This is a genomic window from Sphingomonas albertensis (assembly GCF_014358075.1).
GTDB lineage: Bacteria > Pseudomonadota > Alphaproteobacteria > Sphingomonadales > Sphingomonadaceae > Sphingomonas > Sphingomonas albertensis.
Map to the genome: position 1 here is coordinate 15,787 of NZ_JACONT010000042.1, position 16,375 is coordinate 32,161.

Below are 16,375 nucleotides of genomic sequence, written 5' to 3' on the forward strand. Positions count from 1 at the left end.
GATAGGTCGGATAGCTTTGGCAGCATCAGTTTTGAGGCGTGGGCTCGGGTGGCGCATACTGATGAACGAACCTGAGCGTGAAACCCGTTTCGCCGGCCGCGCGCCGTTTTGGATCGCTTATGCTCTGCTCGAAAAAAAACAGCGACTCCTGCGTTTTGTCGGGAAGAGTGCGAGCCTCGCCAACTGCACGAATATGTATGTCGTTCTGATCGGCTTCCATAGGGTCAATCGGGGAAAACTCGCCAATTGCATCTTCGTACTTGTCCGCGACGGCGCGATAAGCATCCATGTTGCCAACGTCCGACGCACTCCAGCGCACCGAGCAGGCATGGAACGGTGGATACTCGATCCACACTGTGGCACCCCCATCATTCAGGTCCCAAGCGCGCGCCGGATCTTTGCCCATCGTCACTTTTACGTCTGCTTGGGACAGTTCTCGTGCGCCGCGTGCCGCCATCATTGCGGCCACCGACTTGTGGTCTGGAAAACGAGTTAGGCAGATATCTCGGTAGAATTCGGTCATTCGCATCACGCGCGCGTCTGAGTCCGTTGCTGCCGTCAGCAGAGCAAGCAAGATCGACATCTCTCCCCCGTTTATCTTGGCTACTTCTGCCAAACATAGCGACGTGCTGCCGATAATTAAAACTCTCCTACCATCGATGCGAAATTTAAGCCCCCACCGGCAAATCCCGGAACGCCAAATCCTTGTCCACCCGGATTTCGCCGGGGAGGCCGAGCACGCGTTCAGCGATGATATTCTTGAGAATCTCGTCGGTGCCGCCGGCGATGCGCAGGCCCGGCGCCCACATCGTCGCGGCGTGGAACGCGCCCTTCAGCGGGGTGAGCGCGGGGTCGGATATGATGCCGTATTGATCGCCCGCCTCGACGGCGGTGTTGCCAATCGCTTGCAACTGGTTGGCGGCAACGATCTTGCCAATTGAGCTTTCGGGGCCGGGCACCTGGCCCTTCGACAGCGCGGTGATCGTCCGCATCCGGGTGTTGCGCAGCCCCTCCGATTGCACCCACCAATCGGCGAGCGTCTGGCGGAACGCGGTGTCCTTCAGCAGCGGGCCGTCTGCGCCATCGGCCTGGGCAGCGAAGGCGAGGATGTCCTCGGGGCCGACGCCGCCGCTCGTGCCGATCGCGAGGCGCTCGTTCATCAGCGTGAACAGCGCGACCTTCCAGCCGCCGTCGATGGGGCCGAGGCGTTGCGCGTCGGATATCCGGACGTCCTCGAACCAGACTTCGTTGAAGCTCGAGCCGCCGGACATCTGGTGGATCGGGCGGATCTCGATCCCCGGCGCCTTCACGTCGAGCCAGAACATCGTCAGGCCCTGGTGCTTTGGCACGTCGGAATTGGTGCGGACCAGGACGATGCCGTAGTCGCTGTAATGCGCGCCCGAGGTCCAGACCTTCTGGCCGTTGATGACCCAGTCGTCGCCGTCGCGCACCGCACGCGTGCGGATTGCGGCGACGTCGGAGCCGCCAGCGGGTTCGGAAAAGAGCTGCGACCAGATCTCGTCGCCGCGTACCGCGGGGCCGACGAAGCGCCGCTTGGTCGCGTCGTCCGCATAGGCCATCACGGTCGGCACGCACATGCCGAGCCCGATCGTGAAATAGCTGCCGTCGACTGCATGTTTCGCCTCTTCCTGGCCGAAGATGACGCTTTCGATCGGCGTGCCGCCGCCACCACCCCATTCCTGCGGCCAGGTGATGCACGCATAGCCGCCAGTCGCTTTGCGCGCCTGCCAGGCCTTCGCTTTGGCCATGTCGTCGGGGTAGTGGCCGGCGTCGTGCTCGGCGATGTTCGCGTCGAGCCACGCGCGTGCGGCGGCGCGATACGTGGCTTCGGCGTCGCTGTCCTTGAAGTCCATGTGCTGCTCCGATCAGGCGGCGTTGCGCATTTCGAGTTGGCCGACGAGGCGTTCGCGCCACGCGGCGGGGCTGCCGGCGACGAGCGCGAGCTGGCGCGAGCGGCGGTAATAAAGGTGGCAGTCGGACCCCCAGGTGAAGCCCATCCCGCCATGCGTCTGGATGTTCTCCTTCGACGCGAACCAATAGGCGTCCGACGCGGCGACGCGCGCCGTGGCGGCGGCAAGCGGCAGTTCGGCGGCGGCCACGTTAAGCGCCCACGCTCCGTAATAGGCATTGGAGCGCGCGAGTTCGTTCTTTACGTACATGTCGGCGAGCTTGTGCTTGATCGCCTGGTAGCCGCCGATCTGCCGGCCGAACGCGTAGCGATCGAGCGCGTAGCCCTTCGCCATGTCGAGACAGCGATCCGCGCCGCCGAGCTGCTCGAACGCGAGGAGCACGGCGGCGCGGTCGAACACCGCCTGCATCGCGGCGATCCCGTCGTCGGTGCCGAGCTTCTCGCAAGGGGCGTCGGTGAAGGTGAGGCGGGCCGCGCTGCGGGTCGGGTCGAGCGTTTCGAGGACTTCCGCGGTGACGCCCGACCCCTTCTCGACGAGGTAGAGGCCGTCGCGCGCGAGGACGACGATCAGGTCGGCGACGTCGCCATCGGTGACGGGGATCTTCTCGCCGGTGAGTGTGCCGCCGGAGACTGAGGTGCGCACCGACCGTGCGGTGACCGGGCCGGCGCCTTCGGACGTGGCGAACGCGCCGATGACGTCGCCCGCCGCGATCCTCGGCAGCCATCGGACCTTCTGAGCGTCACTGCCGTACAGCATCAGCGCTTCGGCGAGGAAATAGACGGTCGAAGCGAACGGGATCGGCGCGCAGGCACGCCCCAGTTCCTCGGCGATCGCGCAGAGCTCGATATGGCCAAGGCCCAGTCCGCCAAATTCCTCGGGGATCGCCGCGCCGAGCCAGCCTTGCGCGCCGACCGCTTTCCACAGGTCCGCATCATACGCTTTGGCAGGATCGTCGAGGACGGAGCGGACCCGGTCGCTGCCGCAATGCGCGCCGAGAAACTTGCGCGCTTCGTCCTTCAGGAATTTCTGGTCGTCGGAATAATCGAAGTTCATGCGGACTCCTTAGACTGCGCCCAATATTCGTCGCGGAGCAGGCGCTTGTAGAGCTTGCCCGTCTCATGCCGCGGCAGCGTGTCGCGGAAGTCGATCCGGCGCGGTGCTTTCACATGGCTGAGGTTCGCGCGGGCGAACGCACTGAGTTCGGCGGCCAGCTGCGCGCGGTCTTCGGTCGGGTCGGCGGGGCACACGATCGCCACCACCCGCTCGCCCATTTCGTCGTCGGGCGCGCCGATCACCGCGACGTCGGCGACCTTCGGGTGCGTGACGAGCAAATTCTCGATCTCGGCGGGGTAGATGTTCACGCCGCCTGAGATGATCATGAAGCTCTTGCGGTCGGTGAGGTAGAGATAGCCCTCCTCGTCGAGCCAGCCGACGTCGCCGAGCGTCGTCCAGCCGTGCGCGTTGGCGGCCTCGGCGGTCTTGGCGGGATCGTTGTGGTATTCGAACGCGCCGCCGCCCGCGAAATACACGTCACCCTCCGCGCGTGGTGGGAGTGCGTTGCCCTGCTCATCGCAGATCATCGTCTGCGCGGTCAGGTTGCGGCCGACCGAGCCCTTGTGCGTCAGCCATTCCGTACTGGAGATCGCGCAGAACCCGTTGCCTTCGGTGCCGGCGTAATATTCGCCGATGATCGGCCCCCACCAGTCGATCATCGCCTGCTTGACCGGGAGCGGGCAGGGGGCGGCGGCGTGCCACACGGCCTTCAGCGACGACACGTCGTAACGCGCGCGGACCTCGGGCGGGAGTTTGAGCAGGCGGATGAAGTGCGTCGGCACCCATTGCGCGTGCGTGACGTGGAACCGCTCGATCGCGGCAAGCGCGGCTTCGGGGTCGAAATGCTCCATCACGACGACGGTGCCGCCGACTTGGTGCACCGCCATCGACCAGCGCAGCGGCGCCGCGTGATACAGCGGCGCGGGCGAGAGATAGACCATCTCGGGCGTGAACCCGTACAGCCCCTTTCCGAGCATCACGAGCGGCGAGACGTTGGTCCCGAACGGCTCTTCAGAAAGCGCGTGCTTGACCCCCTTGGGCTTGCCGGTGGTGCCCGAGGAATAGAGCAGGATGCCGCCGGGTGAAGGGTCGGCGATCGGCGTGGCCGGCTTCGCGTCGCGCGCGGCTTCGTACGCCGCGTACCCGTCGATCGCGCCGTCGACGACGTACCGCCGGACGTCGTCGAGCATCGGTACCAGCGCGGCGGCGACCTCTGCGCATCCCTTGCTCACGATCAGCACACGGCAATCGCCGTCGCGGATGATGTACGCTGCTTCGCTCGCGGTAAGTTTCGACGAGAGACACGTGCAATAGACGCCGGTGCGCTCCGCCGCCCACATTACTTCGAGATAGCGCGGCGAATTGTCCATCAGCACTGCAATGCCGTCGCCGCGCTTCAGCCCGAGCGAGCGGAGCAGATGCGCGCCCTGGTTCGCGCGCGCATCCATGTCGCGATACGTCACCGTCTCGCCCGTCGCCGCCATGATATAGGCGGGCTTGTCGGGCGTGGTGAGCGCATGCGCGACGGGGTGCATCAGACGCGCTCGATGATGATCGCCGGGGCCATCCCGCCGCCCGCGCACATCGTCACAAGCCCGCGCTTCAGGTCGCGGCGTTCGAGTTCGTCCAGGATCGTGCCGATCAGGATCGCGCCGGTCGCACCGATCGGATGGCCGAGCGCGATCGAGCCGCCATTGACGTTCACCTTGTCGCGGTCGAGCTTCAGGTCGCGGATGAACTTCTCGGCGACCACCGCGAACGCCTCGTTGATCTCCCAAAGGTCGATGTCGTCGACGGTCAGCCCAGCCTTCGCGAGCACTTTCCGCGCCGCGGGGACGGGGGCGTTGAGCATCAGCGTCGGGTCGTCGCCCATGTTCGCCATCGCGACGATCCGCGCGCGGGGTTTGAGGCCATGCTTGGCGGCATAGTCGGCGCTCGCGAGCAGCACGGCCGCCGCGCCATCGACGACGCCCGACGAATTACCGGCGTGATGGACATGCTTGATATCGACGTCGGGATAACGCCGGTTGATCTGCTTGCGATACGTCGTGCCCTTCTCGTCGAGCGGTATGTCGGCGATCCCGGCGAACGAGGGGCGCAACGCGGCAAGGCCTTCGGCGGTCGTATCGGGCCGCGGGTATTCGTCCTTCTCGAGCACCAGCGCACCGGTATCGTCGGTGACCGGCACGAGGCTGCGATCGAACCGTCCTTCGGCAATCGCCACCGCCGCGCGGCGCTGGCTTTCTAAACCGAGCGCTTCGAGCGTTTCGCGGTCGATCCCCTCGATGCTGGCGATCGCGTCGGCGCAGATCCCCTGGTTCGATTGCGGATGCGCAGCGTCGAGCCTGGCGTTGCCCGAGCCGATCCCGAGCGGCCGTTTCCCCGCCGCCATGTCGTCCTGCATCATCGTCGTGGTCAGCGACATCATCTCGGTCCCGCCGGCGATGACGAGGTCCTCCATCCCACTCATGATCTGCGCCGCGGCGAAGTTCACCGCGGTGATCCCGCCGCCGCAGAACCGGTCGAGCGTCGTCCCACTCGCCTTGACGTCATACCCCGCATCGAGTGCCGCCATCCGCCCGAGATCGCCGCTCTGCTCGCCACGCTGGGTAGAGGTCGACCAGATGATGTCGTCGACATCGGCGGTCTCAAGATGATTGCGCTCGGCAATTGCCTTGAGAACGGTCGCGGCGAGATGTTGGGGGTGCATGTGCGCAAGCGCGCCCTTGCCGGTCTTGCCGATTCCGCGCGGGGTACGAACGGCGTCGATGATCAAAGCCTCGGCCACACTCTCTCTCCTGTTACACCCGCCGCTATGGTGCGGTCGTGGTGCCTGATGCCGGATTGCGTCCGGCTTCGTTCCGACGTAACATTCGTTATGGAGAGTGGCTTGTCAAGCACGGTATCGGTCGAAAACGACGTTGCACCCCGCGCGGATCTGGCGCCGCGCGATTGGCTGGAGATCGGGCAGGCGTTGCTGAAGAGCGGTGGTCTTCGCGCGCTGAAACTCCGCAGCCTCGCGCAGGCGGCGGGCGCGTCGACCGGCAGTTTCTATCATCATTTCAAGGATTTCGACGGCTATCATGCCGCGCTCGCATCGTATTTTGCGGAGGCGCAGATCGATCCGTTGCTGGCATCGCTGACCGCGTCCGATCTCGCGCCGGTCGAGCGGATCCGCGCGTTCGCCGAGCATGTCCGCGATCACGACATGTCGCAATTGGCGCTGGCGATGCGCGCCTGGGCGAAGAGCGACGCGCGCGCGGCGGCGGCGATCCGCGAGCATGACGACAAGGTGATGGCGTTCCTGGTCGAGCAACTGACCGCGCACGGTTTCGATTCCGTCGAGGCGGGGATTCGCGGCTATGCGCTGCTCGCCGTGGGCCTGAGCGAGGTGCATCCGGTCGAGGGGCTCGATCGCGGCGTGCTGCGCAACGGGTTGCTTACGCTACTGTGCGAGCGCTAGCGTATCGCGGTGATGCGACTCCGTAAGAAAAGCGGAGCGTTATGAGGAGGATGCGGGCATGCAGACGTATGACTACGTAATTATCGGCGCGGGCTCGGCCGGCTGTGTGCTGGCCGCGCGACTGACCGAGGACCCCGGTGTGAGCGTGCTGCTGCTTGAGGCGGGCGGGCGTAACGACGGCGTGCTCGTGCGGATGCCCGCAGGCGTCGGCGAACTGATCAAGAGCAAGAACCCGAGCAACTGGGGCTTTTCGACCGAGCCCGAGCCGCATCTCGACCACCGCCGCCTGTGGTGGCCGCGCGGCAAGGGGCTGGGCGGCAGTTCGTCGATCAACGGCATGATCTACACGCGGGGGCATCCGCAGGATTACGACGAGTGGCGCCAGACGGGGCTGCCGGGCTGGTCGTTCGACGACGTGCTGCCGTATTTCAAGCGGCTCGAAGGGCATCATCGCGGCGAGTGCCCCTTGCACGGTGGCGGCGGTCCGCTGACGATCTCGGGCGGGGAGTCGGACAGCCCGTTCTATGATGCGCTGGTCGAGGCAGGGCGGCAGGCGGGGTACCCGGTGACAGAGGATTTCAACGGGGCGAGCCAGGAGGGCTTTGGCCGGTACGACCTGACCGTGGCGGACGGCAAGCGCTGGAGCACCGCGGCGGCGTATCTGCGACCTATCCTGTCACGACGAAACCTCACCTGTATTACCGGCGCACGGACAACGCGGATCCGGATCGACCAGCGGCGGGCAACCGGCGTTGACTATGTACTCGACAAGGGCGCGAAGCCGCAGTCGGTAACGGCAACCCGCGAGGTGCTGTTGTGCGCGGGGGCGGTGCAGTCGCCACAGATCCTCCAGTTGTCGGGGATCGGCGATCCGGATCGGCTGACCGCCGCGGGGGTCGGCGTTGTGCATGCGCTGCCCGGTGTCGGCGAGAACCTCCAGGACCATCTCGACGTCGTGATGAACTGGAAATCGCGCGGACTGAGGACCGGATATGCGATGACCAAAGGCGTCGGCATGATCGGCGTCGGCCTGAATTACCTGTTGCGCGGCAAGGGGGCAGGGCGGCAGCAGTTCCTCGAGGCGGGCGCGTTCGTGTCGTCGCGCGAGGGGCTGTCGCGGCCCGACGTGCAGATCCACGCGGTGCTCGCGATCATGCAGGATCACGGCAAGGTGAAGGCGACCGAGGACGGCTTCACGCTGCACCTGTGCCAGTTGCGGCCGGAAAGCCGGGGACGGATCGGGCTGCGCTCCGCCGATCCGTTCGCCGATCCGACGATCGTCGCGAACTATCTCGCGACCGCGGAGGATCGCCGGGTGATGCGGGCCTGCGTGGGGATCGGTCGCGAAGTCGCGCGGCAGGCGGCGCTCGATCCGTACCGCGCAGGGGAATTGTCGCCGGGCGAGGACGTCCGTACCGACGACGAGATCGACGCCTGGGTGCGACGGACGGCGGAGACGATTTACCACCCGGTCGGAACCTGCAAGATGGGCACGGCTGACGACACCATGGCGGTGGTCGACGCGACGCTCGCGGTGCGTGGGTTGGAGGGACTGCGCGTGGTGGACGCATCGGTGATGCCGACGCTGATCGGCTCGAACACCAACGCGCCGACGATCATGATCGCGGAGAAGGCGGCGGACATGATCAAGGGCCGGCAGTTGGCGCGGGCAGCTTAGGAGGAATTTACCCCTCAACCCACGACCACCCCGCCGAAGGCCGGGGGGACGCCTCAACATTCGAGGCGTTTGCGACCGATTTCCTCCCCACCCTGGAAGGGAGGGGAGAAAGGATCAGTGCGTCCCTCCAAGGGCGATCAGCCTGAATCTCGATCCGTCCTAAACGTTGGTCGTCAACTCACCGAGGCGCCATCCGGATCGCGCCATCCAGCCGCACGTCCTCGCCATTGAAATACCCGCACTCGATCATCGTCAGCGCCAGCGCCGCAAACTCCTCCGGCCGCCCCAAGCGCTTGGGAAACGGCACCGACGCCGCCAGCGCATCGCGGACCGGCTGTGGCGCCGCCGCCAGCAACGGCGTGTCGAAAATCCCCGGCAGGATCGTGTTCACGCGAATCCCCTCGCTCATCAAATCCCGCGCGATGGGCAGGGTCATCCCGACCACCCCCGCCTTCGATGCGGAATACGCGGCCTGCCCCATCTGGCCATCCTCCGCGGCCGCGCTCGCGGTGTTGACGATCGCCCCACGCTCGCCGTCTTCACCCGGTTCCAACGTCAACATCCCAGCCGCCGACTTGGCGAGGCAGCGGAACGTGCCGACCAAATTGATCTGGATAATCCGGTCGAACGCATCGAGCGGAAAATGCTTGATCGAGTCGTCCTGCTTCGACCGCCCCGCCGTCTTCGCCGCGTTCCCCGTCCCCGCGCAATTGACCAAGATCCGCTCCTGGCCATGCGCGGCGCGCGCCGCTGCGAACCCAGCATCGACGCTGTCGTCCGAGGTCACGTCGACCTTGCAAAACACCCCGCCGATCTCCGCCGCGAGCGCTTCGCCCTTGTCCGCCTGGAGGTCGAAGATCGCGACCTTCACGCCCTTGGCGGCCAGCGCGCGCGCCGTCGCCGCGCCTAGGCCCGACGCGCCGCCGGTCACCACGGCAGCACTATTTGCGAGGTCCATGCATCTCTCCTGTCAAAGCCCCGGGATCCGCGCCCCGGTTGCAGAACATTAGTTATGCTCGTATTCGCAGCTTGCCAAGCCGGCATGTCGCACAGGGATCCGACGATGACTGAAGCGCTGTTGCAGAACGCCAGCCCGCATTGGCTGCCACGCCAGCGCAAGGGCGCGCTCGATCATATTCCCGGCGACGACGGCCTTCCGCTGTTCGGCAACACCTTCAAGATGCTCGCCGATCCGATCGGGTTTTCGCGCGGCATGGTGGCGCGGTTCGGGCCGGTCTATCGCAACACCGCGCTCGGCGGGACCGGGCTGATGCTCCTCGGTCCGGACGCGAACGAGCTGATCCTGTTCGACCGCGACAAGATCTTCTCGTCCGAACAGGGCTGGGGGCCGATCCTCAATTTGCTGTTCCCGCGCGGCCTGATGCTGATGGATTTCGACAAGCATCGCGCCGACCGCAAGGCGTTGTCGGTGGCGTTCAAGCCCGAGCCGATGCGGCATTATGCGGCGGAACTCGAAGCAGGGATCTCGGCGGCTGTCGGGGCCTGGGGCAACCAGACGCTGCGATTCTACGACGCGGTCAAGAAACTCACGCTCGATCTCGCCGCGACCAGTTTCCTCGGCGTGCCGCTCGGCGCGGAGGCGGACCGGATCAACCAGGCGTTCGTCGACGAGGTGCAGGCGAGCGTGTCGCCGATCCGCAAGCCGTGGCCGGGCACGCAGATGCGCAAAGGCGTGAAAGCCCGCGCGTACCTCGTCGACTTTTTCGAGCGCGAGATCCCCGCGCGGCGGACCGGCGACGGCCAGGATTTCTTCTCGCAGTTCTGTCGCGCGACCGACGACGACGGCGCGCCGCTGTCCGCGCTGGCGATCGCCGACCATATGAATTTCCTCATGATGGCGGCGCACGATACCATAACCTCGTCCGCGACCAGCCTGGTCATGCTGCTCGCGCGCAACCCGGACTGGCAGGAGCGGCTGCGCGAGGAAGTCGCCGCTCTCGACCCTGCCGTGCCGCTGACCGAGCAACTCGATCGCCTGATCCTCACCGAATACGCGTTCAAGGAATCGCTGCGGATGATGCCGCCGGTCCCGTCGATCCCGCGCCGCGCACTGAAGGCTTTCAGTTTCGGCGGGTATAATATTCCGGCGGGGACCAGCGTCGGCGTCGGCATCACCTACACGCACCGCATGGCCGAATATTGGCCCGATCCCGACCGCTTCGACCCGCTCCGCTTCACGCCAGAAGCATCGAAGGGCCGCCACCGTTTCGCGTGGGTGCCGTTCGGCGGCGGCGCACATATGTGCATCGGGCTGCACTTCGCGACGATGCAGATGCGGCTGCTGATCGCACACCTGCTCACGCGCTACCGGATCGAGGCGGCAGCGAGCAGCGGCGACGCGTGGCAGGTCTTCCCGATCCCGCGACCGAAGGACGGCCTGCCGGTCACGTTCGTACCGCTTGCCTCCACGTAATAATGTGTCATCGTAACGCGGTTCATTCGAAGGAGCCGCCCGTTGCGCTTGACCCTAGCTATACTCCTGCTCGCGGCGACGCCGGCATCTGCCCAGCAACAGCCGGCCGCTCCGACACCCGCCTCGGTACCTGACGGTCCGACCCGCAGCTTCACCGGGAGCGACCTGTTCGGCCTGACGATCGCGGCCGATCCGCAGATCAGTCCGGACGGCAAGACGATCGTCTATGTCCGCCGGACCGGCGACGTGATGACCGACAGGATGCAGTCGTCGCTATGGCTGATCGACGTCGCGAGCGGCCGCCAGACGCCGTTCGCCACCGACGGCAGCAGCCCGCGCTGGTCGCCCGACGGGGCAAGGATCGCCTATGCCGCGCGCGACGGCGAAGGATCGCAGCTGTTCGTCCGCTGGATCGGCGGTGCGCAGAGCGCGCGCGTGACGAGTTTCCCCGGCGATCCGCAGGCGCTCGCTTGGTCGCCCGACGGCACCAAGCTCGCCTATATCGCGACGGTAGCGGGCGAGGGGACCAAGCTCGGCACGCAGCCGCCCAAGCCCGAGGGCGCGAAATGGGCCGAGCCGCTGACGATCATCGACCGGGTGAACTATCGCAACGACGGGCCGGGCTATGTGAAGCCGGGCTATGACCATCTGTTCGTGGTCGGTGCGGACGGGGGCGCGGCTAGGCAGCTGACCTATGGCAAGTTCGACGATGGCGGCCCGCTGTCGTGGACGCCCGATGGCCGCAGCATCGTCTTCGCCGCGATCCGCGGGCCCGCCGCCGACCGGCAGGTGATGAACTCCGACGTGATTGCGGTCGATGCGACTAGCGGCACGATGCGGACGCTGACGACGCGCGACGGTCCCGATGCGCAGCCGCGTGTCTCGCCCGACGGCTCGAAGATCGCGTGGCTCGGTTTCGACGACAAGCGCCGCAGCTACGAGAACACGCAGCTCTATGTCGGCGACCGCGACGCCGCCTCGCCGCGCTCGCTGACCGCCACGCTCGACCGCGGAATCGAGGACGCGGTGTGGTCCGCCGACGGCCGCAGCCTGTATGCGAGCTACGACGATCACGGTCAGCGCCGCGTCGCGCGGATCGGCGTCGATGGCCGTGTCACGCCGCTGATCGACAATGTCGCGGGCGGCGGGCTCGACCGACCCTATACCGGCGGCGAGTTCTCGGTCTCGAAGGGCGGGACGATCGCCTATACCGGCGGCGATGCGAGCGCGCCTGCCGACGTCTGGGTGCTGGCGGGCGGGAAGCCGCGACGCCTGACGACGCTCAACGCAGTGCTGACCGGATCGAAGGCGCTCGCACAGGTCCGCAAGATCGCGGTGACCGCGCCCGATGGTCGGCCGATCGACTCCTGGCTCGCGACCCCGCCGGGCCGCGTTGCGGGCCAGCGCGTGCCGCTGATCCTCGAAATCCACGGCGGCCCGAATGCCGCGTACGGCCCCGGCTTCGCGACCGACATGCAGCTCTACGCCGCGGCCGGCTATGCGGTGCTCTGGACCAACCCGCGCGGCTCGACCTCCTACGGGGCCGAGTTCGCCAACCTCATCGACAAGACCTACCCGGCCGCGGATTACGACGACCTGATCGCCTCGGTCGACGCGGCCATCGAGGACGGCACCGCCGATCCGGACAATTTGTTCGTGACGGGCGGATCGGGTGGCGGACTGCTCACCGCGTGGATCGTCGGCAAGACCGACCGGTTCAAGGCGGCGGCGACGCAGAAGCCGGTGATCAACTGGATCAGCGAGGCGCTGACGATGGACAATACGCTGTTCACCTCGCGCTACTGGTTCACCAAGCTGCCGTGGGAGGACCCGATGAGCTATTGGAACCGCTCGCCCTTGAGCATCGTCGGCAACGTCAAGACGCCCACCCTAGTGGTGGTCGGGGGAGACGATTACCGGACACCGGTGAGCGAATCCGAGCAATATTACGCGGCGCTCCAGATCCGCGGCGTCCCCACCGCGCTGGTGAAGGTGCCGGGCGCGAGCCACGGCGGTATCGCCTCTCGCCCGTCGCAATCGGCGGCCAAGGCCTCGGCGATCATCGCCTGGTTCGATCGATACCGGAAGCCGGCAGGCGCAACGACGCCGGCACAGGGAGCAGCACAATGACGATACGGTACATGATGCTGGCCGGCGTGGCGCTGGTCTCGACCGCGGCGGTCGCGCAGGTCCAGCCGCCGCGCGTCGCGAAGAAGCCGTTCCAGGTGACGTCGCCTAACGGCGCGCGCGAGGATGACTATTACTGGCTGCGCGACGACACGCGGAAGAAGCCGGAGATGCTCGCCTATCTCGTCGCGGAGAACGCCTACGCCGATGCGCAACTCGCGTCACTGAAGCCGCTCCAGGCCAAGCTCTACGAAGAGACCGTCTCGCACATCAAGCAGGACGACAGCTCGGTGCCCTACGCGAAGAACGGCTATTATTACGGCTCGCGGTTCCAGACCGGTGCCGACTACCCGATCCTAGAACGTCGCAAGGGCAGCCACACCGCGCCCACCGAAACGCTGTTCGACGAACCGGCGATGGCGAAGGGCCACAGTTTCTTCGCGCTGAGCGACTGGGCGGTGAGCCCCGACAATGCCCGCGTCGCCTGGGCCGAGGACACCGTCGGCCGTCGCCAATATGTCCTCAAGGTGAAGGACCTCACGACCGGCGCGACGATCGCGGATACGCTCTCGAACATCGAGCCCAACGTCGTCTGGGCGGACGACAACAAGACCATCCTCTATGTCGAGAAGGACCCGGTCACGCTCCGGGGCTACCGCGTGAAGGCACACGTCCTCGGCACGCCCGTCGCCGGCGACCGTCTGCTCTACGAGGAGAAGGACGACACTTATTCGATGGAGGTCTCGCGCACCGCCGACGACAAGTTCGTCTGCATCGGCGTGAGCAGCACGGTCAGCGACGAGCAACGCTGCGCTCCCGCCGCCGCGCCGACCAGCTTCACGATCGTCGCCCCAAGGGCGCGCGAGTTCCGCTACGCCGCGGATCACATCGGCAACCGCTGGATCATCCGCACCAACAAGGACGCGAAAAACTACAAGCTCGTCACCGTCGCCGACGCCGATCTGGCCAAGGGAACGGCCGCATGGCGCGACCTGACGCCCGCCAGCAACACCGTTTTCATCGAGGGGTTCAAGCCGTTCGACGGGTTCGTCGCGATCGACCAGCGCGAAGGCGGCAACCGCATGATCCGCGTGCTGAGCGATGCAGGCAAGTCGACGCCGGTGACGGCGGACGAACCCGCCTATCGCATGTCGCTCGACGTCAACGAGGAGACCGCGACGCCGTGGGTCCGCTACACCTATGGTTCGCTCGTGACACCGACCACGACGTACGAGGTCAACGCGAAAACCGGCGAGCGCCGCGTGCTGAAGGTCGCCCCGGTGCCGGGCTACGACCCCGCGAAATACATCACCGAACGCGTCTGGGCGCCCGCGCGCGACGGTACGCGGATCCCCGTGTCGCTGGTCTACGCCAAGGGCAGCAAGCGCGACGGCACCGCGCCGCTCTTCCAATACGCCTATGGCAGCTACGGGATATCGAGTGATCCGGGCGTCGATCCGGGCCGTATCGGCCTGCTCGATCGCGGCATGGTCTACGCGATCGCGCATATCCGCGGCGGGCAGGAGATGGGCCGTGGCTGGTATGACGACGGCCATCTGCTCAACAAGAAGAACAGCTTCACCGACTTCATCGACGTGACCCGCTATCTCGTCGCGCAGAAATACGCCGCCAAGGACCGCGTCGCGGCGATGGGCGGCAGCGCGGGCGGGCTGCTGATGGGCGGCATCGCGAACATGGCGCCGCAGGATTACAAGCTGATCATCGCGCAGGTGCCGTTCGTCGATGTCGTGACGACGATGCTCGACGCGTCGATCCCGTTGACCACGTTCGAGTATGACGAATGGGGCAACCCCGCGCAGAAGGCGTCGTACGACTATATGCTGAGCTATTCGCCCTACGACAACGTCAAGGCGAAGGCGTATCCGGCGCTGTATGTCGGCACCGGGCTATGGGACAGCCAGGTGCAATATTACGAGCCGACCAAGTGGGTCGCCAAGCTCCGCGAACTGAAGACCGACAAGAACCCGCTGCTGTTCCGCGTGAACATGGAGGCAGGGCATGGCGGCAAGTCCGGCCGCTTCGAACGCTATCGCCAGAATTCCGAGTGGCAGGCGTTCATGCTGCAACAGCTGGGCGTCGCCAAATAGCATGCCCGTTGGCACGCCCGTTGGCACGCGGGCGAAAGCAGGGTACCGATCGCGCGGGATGCGGCTTCCAGCCGTTTCCCGTGATCGCGTCGGTGCCCGGAAGGGCTTGATTGGGAATGCGGTGCGGACGGTTCGCCGTCCTATGCCGCGGCTGTCCCTGCAACTGTAAGCGGCGAGCGAGACGCACGAGCCCTCTACGCGAGGGCAGCCACTGGGCCGCAAAGCCTGGGAAGGCGTGCATCGAGCAACGACCCGCGAGCCAGGAGACCTGCCGGCGTCTGGTCGCTCTTGTCCCGGTCCAGGGGGTGGCCGAGGCACGGTGAACGCCGCTTGCGTGACACTGGCTGAGCGACGACCATGTGGCGGGGGCCGCATCGGCGTCGTGCGTCGGCCGCTCATGGCGTCCGGTCGTCGTATGTCCCGGCCGTTCGCGGCAGGCCCCGGTCCTCGTCGGACGCTGCGGGGTTTGTGCATGACGACTTCAACACTCGAAAGACCGGCGCGGGTTTCGACCCGCAAGCGCATCGGCTGGCTGTTCGCAGGCCTGGTCGCGGCCAATATCGCCGCCTGGGGCTGGGCGTTCTCGCTGTTCCACGCGCAACCCCTCATGCTCGGCACGGCCTTGCTGGCTTGGGGATTGGGCCTGCGCCATGCAGTCGATGCCGACCACATCGCCGCGATCGACAACGTGACCCGCAAACTCATGCAGGACGGCCAGCGCCCGATCGCCGTCGGCTTCTGGTTCGCGATCGGCCATTCGGGAATCGTGCTCATCGCCGCCGTCGCGATCGCGCTCACCGCCAGCGCGCTGTCGCAGTTCGAGGCGTTCAAGCAGGTCGGCGGCGTGGTCGCTACGATGATCTCCGCGCTGTTCCTCTTCACGATCGCCGCGATGAACCTCATCATCCTGCGCTCGGTCTGGCGCACCTTCGGCCACGTCCGCGGCGGCGGCACCTATGTCGAGGAGGACCTAGACCTGCTGCTTGGCAGTCGCGGCCTGCTCGCGCGGCTGTTCCGCCCGATGTTCCGGCTGGTGACCCGAAGCTGGCATATGGCCCCGCTCGGCTTCCTGTTCGGCCTCGGCTTCGACACCGCCACGGAGGTCGCGATCCTCGGCCTTTCCGCGAGCCAGGCCGCCGACGGTCTCTCGATCGGCACCGTGCTCGTCCTCCCCGTGCTGTTCGCGACCGGGATGGCGTTGGTCGACACAGCGGACGGCGTCGTCATGCTCGGCGCGTACGAATGGGCGTTCGTGAAGCCGATCCGCAAACTCTATTACAACATCACCATCACGCTGATCTCCGCCATCGTCGCGATCGCGATCGGCGGCATCGAGACGCTGGCACTGCTTGGGGCAAAGCTCGGCCTGACCGGCGGCATCTGGGATCTGGCAGCCGCACTCGGCGAGAACTTCAACGGCCTCGGCTTCGCGATCATCGGCCTGTTCGTAGCGTGCTGGGTCCTGAGCTTCGCGATCTACCGCTGGAAACGCTTCGACGAGATCGAAGTGGTGCACGGGTAGCGCACTCCGTCCCTCTCGATCCTCCCCCGCCAGGGGGAGGTGGCAGCGAAGCGACGGAG

At 66.3% G+C, this 16,375-nt stretch carries 12 protein-coding genes and 1 riboswitch; of the genes, 6 read left to right on the top strand and 6 right to left on the bottom strand.

The window, feature by feature from the left end; genetic code table 11:
• Positions 1–25: 25 nt before the first annotated feature.
• The 5 genes from H8S47_RS15895 to H8S47_RS15915 all read right to left on the bottom strand — a co-directional run bounded on the left by H8S47_RS15895 (position 26) and on the right by H8S47_RS15915 (position 5,772).
• Positions 26–583, bottom strand: a complete 558-nt coding sequence (locus tag H8S47_RS15895) for an NMCC_0638 family (lipo)protein (RefSeq protein ID WP_187504764.1) — start codon at positions 581–583, stop codon at positions 26–28.
• Positions 584–668: 85 nt separating this feature from the next.
• Positions 669–1,874, bottom strand: a complete 1,206-nt coding sequence (locus H8S47_RS15900; protein WP_187504765.1) for an acyl-CoA dehydrogenase family protein — start codon at positions 1,872–1,874, stop codon at positions 669–671.
• Positions 1,875–1,886: 12 nt separating this feature from the next.
• Positions 1,887–2,984: an acyl-CoA dehydrogenase family protein gene (locus tag H8S47_RS15905; RefSeq protein WP_187504766.1), complete on the bottom strand. Its 1,098-nt coding sequence runs from the start codon at positions 2,982–2,984 to the stop codon at positions 1,887–1,889.
• Complete coding sequence (locus H8S47_RS15910) at positions 2,981–4,519, bottom strand: acyl-CoA synthetase (RefSeq protein ID WP_187504767.1); 1,539 nt, start codon at positions 4,517–4,519, stop codon at positions 2,981–2,983. The genes H8S47_RS15905 and H8S47_RS15910 overlap by 4 nt, the downstream gene beginning before the upstream one ends.
• On the bottom strand, positions 4,519–5,772 hold the full coding sequence (locus tag H8S47_RS15915) for an acetyl-CoA C-acetyltransferase (RefSeq protein WP_187504768.1): 1,254 nt from the start codon (positions 5,770–5,772) through the stop codon (positions 4,519–4,521). The genes H8S47_RS15910 and H8S47_RS15915 overlap by 1 nt, the downstream gene beginning before the upstream one ends.
• Before the next feature lie 102 nt (positions 5,773–5,874).
• Here H8S47_RS15915 and H8S47_RS15920 point away from each other — a divergent pair, with 102 nt between their 5' ends.
• Together H8S47_RS15920 and H8S47_RS15925 are read left to right on the top strand one after the other, a co-directional pair.
• Positions 5,875–6,447, top strand: a complete 573-nt coding sequence (locus tag H8S47_RS15920; protein ID WP_187504769.1) for a TetR/AcrR family transcriptional regulator — start codon at positions 5,875–5,877, stop codon at positions 6,445–6,447.
• Between the two features lie 58 nt (positions 6,448–6,505).
• A complete protein-coding gene (locus H8S47_RS15925) occupies positions 6,506–8,125 on the top strand; it encodes a choline dehydrogenase (RefSeq protein ID WP_187504770.1) in 1,620 nt (539 codons plus the stop codon).
• 178 nt (positions 8,126–8,303) lie between these two features.
• Here H8S47_RS15925 and H8S47_RS15930 read toward each other — a convergent pair whose 3' ends face one another.
• Positions 8,304–9,083 carry an SDR family NAD(P)-dependent oxidoreductase gene (locus H8S47_RS15930; protein ID WP_187504771.1) on the bottom strand — a complete coding sequence of 260 codons (780 nt, stop codon included), beginning with the start codon at positions 9,081–9,083 and terminating at the stop codon, positions 8,304–8,306.
• Positions 9,084–9,188: 105 nt separating this feature from the next.
• On the opposite strand from H8S47_RS15930, the gene H8S47_RS15935 reads away from it, so the two are divergent.
• The 4 genes from H8S47_RS15935 to H8S47_RS15950 all read left to right on the top strand — a co-directional run bounded on the left by H8S47_RS15935 (position 9,189) and on the right by H8S47_RS15950 (position 16,316).
• Complete coding sequence (locus H8S47_RS15935; protein ID WP_235982976.1) at positions 9,189–10,559, top strand: cytochrome P450; 1,371 nt, start codon at positions 9,189–9,191, stop codon at positions 10,557–10,559.
• A 42-nt stretch (positions 10,560–10,601) separates the two neighbouring features.
• Positions 10,602–12,689: an alpha/beta hydrolase family protein gene (locus H8S47_RS15940; protein ID WP_187504773.1), complete on the top strand. Its 2,088-nt coding sequence runs from the start codon at positions 10,602–10,604 to the stop codon at positions 12,687–12,689.
• Positions 12,686–14,794: a S9 family peptidase gene (locus H8S47_RS15945; RefSeq protein WP_214655123.1), complete on the top strand. Its 2,109-nt coding sequence runs from the start codon at positions 12,686–12,688 to the stop codon at positions 14,792–14,794. The genes H8S47_RS15940 and H8S47_RS15945 overlap by 4 nt, the downstream gene beginning before the upstream one ends.
• 73 nt (positions 14,795–14,867) lie before the next feature.
• Positions 14,868–15,084, top strand: a riboswitch (cobalamin riboswitch).
• Between the two features lie 182 nt (positions 15,085–15,266).
• Positions 15,267–16,316, top strand: coding sequence for a HoxN/HupN/NixA family nickel/cobalt transporter (locus H8S47_RS15950; RefSeq protein WP_187504774.1), 1,050 nt, complete (start codon positions 15,267–15,269; stop codon positions 16,314–16,316).
• The last annotated feature ends 59 nt before the right edge of the window (positions 16,317–16,375 follow it).